General features: G+C 52.4%; 3 protein-coding genes. All 3 read right to left on the minus strand.

Features of this window, described 5'->3' with window-relative positions; all coding sequences use genetic code 11:
- Positions 1–180: 180 nt before the first annotated feature.
- Positions 181–1,983, minus strand: coding sequence for a glutamine--fructose-6-phosphate transaminase (isomerizing) (gene glmS, locus IKE44_RS08445; protein ID WP_287465615.1), 1,803 nt, complete (start codon positions 1,981–1,983; stop codon positions 181–183).
- 537 nt (positions 1,984–2,520) lie between these two features.
- Positions 2,521–3,870 (minus strand): phosphoglucosamine mutase, encoded by a 1,350-nt coding sequence (gene glmM, locus IKE44_RS08450; RefSeq protein ID WP_033016922.1) that lies wholly within the window; start codon positions 3,868–3,870, stop codon positions 2,521–2,523.
- A gap of 27 nt (positions 3,871–3,897) precedes the next feature.
- Positions 3,898–5,136 (minus strand): CdaR family protein, encoded by a 1,239-nt coding sequence (locus tag IKE44_RS08455; protein WP_033016923.1) that lies wholly within the window; start codon positions 5,134–5,136, stop codon positions 3,898–3,900.
- Between the last annotated feature and the right edge of the window lie 163 nt (positions 5,137–5,299).

Here is a 5,299-nt window from a genome sequence, read left to right on the forward strand (position 1 = left end):
AGGGTGCGAAATGTGAGTTAAAAAAACACACGTTCGATTACATTAATTGTAATCGATGCCGTGTGTTTTTTAAACAACTTTTTTGTAATTTAAACGACTTTTTTGTAAATTAAACAACTTTTTTGTAAATTAAACAACTTTTTTGTAACTCAACAAACATCTTTCCGACCAACGAACCGCTCACTCCACCGTCACGCTCTTCGCCAAGTTGCGCGGTTTGTCGACGTCGCAGCCGCGGTGCAAGGCGGCATAGTAGGCGATCAGCTGCAACGGCACGACGGACACAAGCGGCGTAAGATCCGGATGGACAGCCGGGATGATGAAGCGGTCGCCGTCGCCTTCCAGGCCGCGCATCGAGATGACGCACGGGTTCGCGCCGCGGGCGACGACTTCTTTTACGTTGCCGCGAATGCTTAAATTCACGTGCTCCTGAGTGGCAAGCGCAATCACCGGCGTGCCGTCCTCAATCAAGGCGATCGTGCCGTGTTTCAGCTCGCCGCCGGCGAACCCTTCCGCTTGGATGTAAGAGATCTCCTTCAGTTTCAGCGCGCCTTCTAGGCAGACATAGTAGTCAACGGCGCGGCCGATGAAGAAGCAGTTGCGCGTCAGGGTCAAGTAGTCGCTCGCGATTTTCTCCATTTCCTCTTTCGCATCGCACAGCATTTCCATCACATTGGCGACGATGGCAAGCTCTTTCGTCAAGTCAAAGTCCAGCTCAAAGCCTTTCGCTTTTGCCGCCGCGGCGGCCAAAATCGCAAGCACAGCAATTTGCGCCGTATAGGCTTTTGTCGAGGCAACGGCGATTTCCGGGCCGGCGTGCAACAGGAGCGTATAATCGGCTTCCCGCGACAGCGTCGAACCTGGGACGTTCGTGATCGTAATCGCTTTATAGCCGAGTTTGTTCGTTTGCACGAGCACGGCGCGGCTGTCGGCCGTTTCGCCGCTTTGCGAGATAAAGATGAAGAGCGGCTTTTCCGACAACAGCGGCATGTTGTACGAAAATTCGCTGGCGATATGCACTTCCACCGGAATTTTCGCCCACGATTCGATCAACTGCTTGCCGACGAGACCTGCATGGTAGCTCGTTCCGCACGCGACAATGTACAGGCGGTCAGCGTTCAGCACTTCGTTGATGATCGCTTGGTCAATCGTCAATCCGCCGTTTTCGTCTTGGTATTTTTGAATGATGCGGCGGATGACGAACGGCTGCTCGTCAATTTCTTTCAACATGTAATGCGGATACGTTCCTTTTTCAATGTCGCTTGCATCGAGCTCGGCCGTAAACGACTTCCGTTCGACTGTCTCGCCGTTGAGCGTTTGAATCGTGACGTTCTCGCTCGTGACGATAACGAGCTCCCCATCCATCAGTTCGACGAATTGATTCGTCACTTGAAGCATCGCCATCGCGTCGCTCGCCACGACGTTAAACCCATCGCCCAAGCCGACGAGAAGCGGGCTTTTGTTTTTCGCCGCATAGATGGTGTTTTCGTCTTGCGCATCGATCATGGCGATGGCGTACGATCCTTTTAGCAGCGAGAGCGTTTTTCGGAACGCCTCTTCCGTTGTCAGCCCGTCACGGACGAATTTTTCCACGAGCTGGACGATGACTTCCGTGTCCGTGTCGCTTTGAAACGTAACATCGGCTAAATAATCGCGCTTGACCATTTCATAGTTTTCAATGACACCGTTATGCACAAGCGTAAAACGGCCTGAAGCGCTTTGATGCGGGTGGGCGTTCACTCGGCTTGGCGCCCCGTGTGTCACCCAGCGTGTATGGCCAATGCCGACCGTCGCGTTGACGTTCGGGTCGACGATGCGGCGCAAATCAGCAATCCGTCCTTTTTCCTTAAACACATGCACGCCGCTTTCGTTCAACACAGCGATCCCCGCCGAATCGTAGCCGCGATACTCGAGTTTTTCCAATCCGCGCAATAAAATTTCCTTCACATCTTGATTACCGATATAGCCAACAATGCCGCACATGGCAAATGTTCCTCCTTTTCATCTTGGAGGCTGCCGCTAATGAGATCCTTCCATGTTCAGTTGTCAAAGAACAACGGGGCCTCGCCGATCCACGGGCGGCAGACTCCCTTCTTCGTTTCGCGCGATGACATCCTCCCCTTTGTGCAAAGGGTCACCCCTTTGTTTTAAGAGAGGACTTGCGGCTGTCATCGCTCCAGCCGGGAGGCATCCGCCGAAAACCTCGATAAACCTCCTCCTCGTCAACTAAGCGTTCTTCCGTCCAACGCTTAGTCCAGGCGCTTTTGTCGTCAAAACGATTGCAACAACCAACCGGTTTTTCTTTTTGAAACGTTCCATCCGCTGGAACAACTGCTGTTCCTGATCTCCTTGTTCCGCCCTGCCATCGCCTCCTTTCAAGAAAAAAGCAACAACGTTAATATTACAGGACATTCCCAGCGGCGTCAACTATCATCTATCCATCCCTTTATATAAAATAACCTATGCATAAACGGAAGCGAACGTTCCGTCTATGCATAGGGTGGTTGTCCAAGCGGTCGGTTATTCCACTCCCATTTCACGGCGAACGACATCCGCGATCCGCTCCACGTAGGCGCGGCACGCTTCTTCGGTCGGGGCCTCCGCCATAATGCGCACAAGAGGCTCAGTCCCCGATGGGCGGACAAGAACGCGGCCGTTGCCGTTCATCTCTGCCTCCACTTCCTGGATCACTTTTTTCACTTGCTCATTTTCCATCGCTTTTTCTTTATCTTTTACCCGGACGTTCACAAGCAGCTGCGGGTATTTTTTCATTTCCCCCGCCAATTCGGAAAGCGGCTTGCCTTTGATTTTCATGATGTTGACAAGCTGGAGCGCCGTCAACATTCCGTCCCCCGTCGTGTTGTAGTCAAGGAAAATGATGTGTCCGGACTGCTCGCCGCCGAGATTATAGCCGTTCTTCTTCATTTCCTCGACGACATAGCGGTCGCCAACGGCCGTTTGTACACTTTTGATTCCCTGCGCCTCAAGCGCCTTGTAAAACCCAAGGTTGCTCATGACGGTTGAGACGACGGTTTGGTGCTTGAGGCGGCCGGTTTCTTTTAAATATTTGGCGCAAATGTACATAATTTGGTCGCCATCGACGATGTTGCCGTTCTCATCGACGGCAATGAGACGGTCGCCGTCGCCGTCAAAGGCGAGCCCGACATCCGCTCCTTTTTCTTTGACAAATGCGGCGAGCGCTTCCGGATGGGTGGACCCGACCCCTTCGTTAATGTTGAGCCCATTGGGCGAAGCCCCCATTGTCACGACATCCGCATCCAAATCGGCAAATAAGTACGTCGCAAGCGATGACGTCGCCCCGTGCGCGCAGTCGAGGGCGATTTTCATCCCGGAAAAATCTTCTTCATCAATCGTTTGTTTTAAATACTGCAAGTACTTTTGCCCGCCTTCGAAATAGTCGTTTACTTGCCCAAGCCCAGCCCCGATCGGCCGCGGCAGCATATCCTCCGCGCTGTCGATCAGCGCCTCAATTTCCGCTTCCTGCTCATCCGACAGCTTGAACCCGTCCGGACCGAAAAATTTAATGCCGTTATCTTGCACCGGGTTGTGGGAGGCGGAAATCATAATGCCGGCCTGCGCTCCAAGCGCCTTCGTCAAATAGGCGACGCCTGGCGTGGAAATGACGCCAAGGCGCATCACTTCCGCCCCGATCGACAAAAGCCCGGCGACAAGGGCGCCTTCCAACATATGGCCGGAAATGCGGGTGTCGCGCCCGATCAGTACTTTCGGGCGCTCAGCGCTTTTGGTCAGCACGTATCCGCCGCAGCGGCCGATTTGAAACGCCAACTCTGGCGTCAATTCACGATTTGCGACTCCTCGTACACCATCAGTGCCAAAATATTTGCCCATTCGTTCACTCTCTCCTTACTATGCAGTTTATTGTGCAGTTGCTTTGTCGCGAATATGGACCATCGCCGTTTCCGCCGACGGTTGCCATTGGACTTGTTTAGGGTGGTTCCATTGAATGGGAACTTGATGTTCGCCGGTGTCAAGTCCACCGACATCGACATACAAACGAATATCGTCTTTTGTCAACCCGCGGACGACATCGGGCGGACCGACAAGGTGGACCGTAATTTTGCCTTCAAGCGGTTTGACAAATTCAGCTTTGTATGAATCCGGCAAGCCGACGACAGCGATCGGCACGTCTTTCCACGTTTGCGTGACGTCTTTTTCCACATCAATATGGACCTTGATTTTGTCTGGGTTGATGCTTTTTGCGCCATCAGGGAGCGGAGCGTCAAGTTCTACCGTCGCATCATCCGTAATATCGTCCAAATCAACGGTCAATCCTTCCAGCTTGTCAATATGGTTCAACACTTCTTTCGGTCCATAAATCGTCACTCGATCCGGCTCCGGCGTGATGCTGACAAGATGCACACCATCCGGCAACTCCCCAGTTGTTCGCACTTGAACCGGCACCGTCTTGCTCGGGCTTTTCACCGGCACGGTTACTTCCACCGACGATGGCTCTGGCTCAATATCTAACTCATTTCCCCGTCGATCGTACACCCAAACGCGCGCTTCTCTCGTCAACGTTTCCGTCGCCCCATCTAAGTCGACGATGGCTTTGACAAACGCAATCTCGTCGATTAGTTCCTTCGCCCCGGTAATCGTCACGGCATCTGGTTTCACAGTCGGTTCTCCAACGGAATAGCCATCCGGCATTTTGTTTCGATTGAAAAATTCAACACCGACAGGAAACCGTTTCGACACTTTTTCACGAATCGTCACTTTGGCCGAGGAAGGCTGAATCGTCACTTTCAACTTGTCAGAGATGTCCCTGTATTTGATCGGCACCGTGTATGTCCCTAACGGCAATTCCGTTAAATCGACATACACCTCGAAATTTCGCTGCAGAGCCGTCGGCTTGACAATGCTGGCCGGCCCTTGGAGCGTAACGTTCACGTATTTCGGGACGCCAGATACAACCAAGTTGTCTTCATCATAGTAAGCGACCACCGGAATATCGATCAACGTTTCCGTATCTTCCTGGCCAAACGTGTTGCGCGTTTCACCGGTTTTCGCCCCGACATTGGCTGACATATACAGCATAATCGCCAGCAATAAGGAGACAACGCGAATAAACCAAGGATGGTCCATCAACTTATCCATGTTTCTTCCCCCTCCATTGCCAACGGTATTGTCAAAAGTTTATCCTCCACACTCACGGTTTTCCCTTGAGTTTCAACGGTTGGAAGAAAAAAAGCTTGCCACCCCCGTTGTTTTCGGCCATCATTGAGGTAACGACACCCAACAGCCAAAACAAAGGAGTGAC

The sequence above is a fragment of the Geobacillus sp. genome, assembly GCF_017515625.1.
In the GTDB taxonomy this organism is placed as follows: Bacteria; Bacillota; Bacilli; order Bacillales; family Anoxybacillaceae; genus Geobacillus; species Geobacillus stearothermophilus.

Excerpts from the sequence above, each read along its gene's own strand:
- glmS (WP_287465615.1), bottom strand. The coding sequence starts at position 1,983 with ATGTGCGGCATTGTTGGCTATATCGGTAATCAAGATGTGAAGGAAATT.
- glmM (WP_033016922.1), bottom strand. The coding sequence starts at position 3,870 with ATGGGCAAATATTTTGGCACTGATGGTGTACGAGGAGTCGCAAATCGT.
- IKE44_RS08455 (WP_033016923.1), bottom strand. The coding sequence starts at position 5,136 with ATGGATAAGTTGATGGACCATCCTTGGTTTATTCGCGTTGTCTCCTTA.